At 43.5% G+C, this 1,046-nt stretch carries 2 protein-coding genes; one reads left to right on the top strand and one right to left on the bottom strand.

What is annotated here, in order from left to right; all coding sequences use genetic code 11:
- Positions 1-536 (top strand): ATP-binding cassette domain-containing protein (locus R8N28_RS27010; protein ID WP_318183893.1); only part of this gene is annotated, 536 nt, incomplete at its 5' end.
- A gap of 47 nt (positions 537-583) precedes the next feature.
- Here R8N28_RS27010 and cueR read toward each other — a convergent pair.
- Positions 584-970, bottom strand: coding sequence for a Cu(I)-responsive transcriptional regulator (gene cueR, locus R8N28_RS27015; RefSeq protein WP_005486235.1), 387 nt, complete (start codon positions 968-970; stop codon positions 584-586).
- Positions 971-1,046 lie beyond the last annotated feature (76 nt).

The following is a 1,046-nucleotide window of genomic DNA, read 5'->3' on the forward strand; positions in this document are numbered from 1 at the left end:
CGAAAAGGCTTGCTGTGCTTCGCCAAGCGAACTCAATCACGATGCGATTTACCGTGAAAGAGCTGGTCTCTTTTGGACGGTTTCCTTATTCAAAAGGCAATCTCACCAAAGACGATCATGCGGTCATTGCACAAGCCATTGACTACTTAGACCTGCAAGACATTCAAGATAAATACTTGGATGAGTTGAGTGGCGGTCAGCGTCAGTTGGCGTTTATCGCCATGGTGATTGCTCAGGATACGGACTACGTTTTCTTAGATGAACCGCTGAACAACTTGGATATCAAGCATTCATTGCAGATCATGAAGGTGATTCAAAGGCTTGCTCATGACATGAACAAAGCAATGGTGGTTGTGATTCACGATATCAACTTTGCAGCCTGTTATTCCGATGTCATTCTGGCGCTTAAACAAGGTAAAGTGGTGGCAAGTGGCGCGGTTGAAGAGGTGATTAAGGCAACAACATTGGAAGACATCTACGAAACGCCATTTAACATCATTGAGTTAAATGGCAAACGCATGTGCACTTACCATTAATCTGAACCAACTTGTTGCCTTTAACGAACTGCAATAGATAGGCGAGCTTACTTAGTGAGCTCGTCTATGATTGGACAGCGACTTTTTGCATCGCCAGGACAAGCCGATACCCAACCTTCCAACTGTTTTTTGATTTCCATCAGGTGAGCAATTTTCTCTTCTACTTCGCGCAGTTTATCCATCGTTCTTTCTTTCACTTCGCTGCTCTTACGGTTTGGATTATGCGCAAGCTGGACGAACTCTTTACATTCTTGAAGTGAAAATCCTGCGTTTTTTGCTCGTGAAACTAAGTTAAGTTCTTGAATATGATTATCTGAATACTCGCGATAGCCAGAATCACTGCGTGCTGGTGGAGAGATGATCCCTTTGTCTTCATACAAACGAATCGACTTTGATGACAGTCCAGTTAGCTTCGCGACAGCACCAATATTCATGTTTAACCTCCACATTCGAGATAACGCCGATGCCGTTAATTGTCGTTGTGTATCAGCGCGTTAAACATATTGGTTT

The sequence above is a fragment of the Vibrio sp. Vb1554 genome, assembly GCF_033344235.1.

Bases quoted from the DNA above. Each gene is read 5' to 3' on its own strand.
- cueR (WP_005486235.1), bottom strand. From the start codon at position 970: ATGAATATTGGTGCTGTCGCGAAGCTAACTGGACTGTCATCAAAGTCG.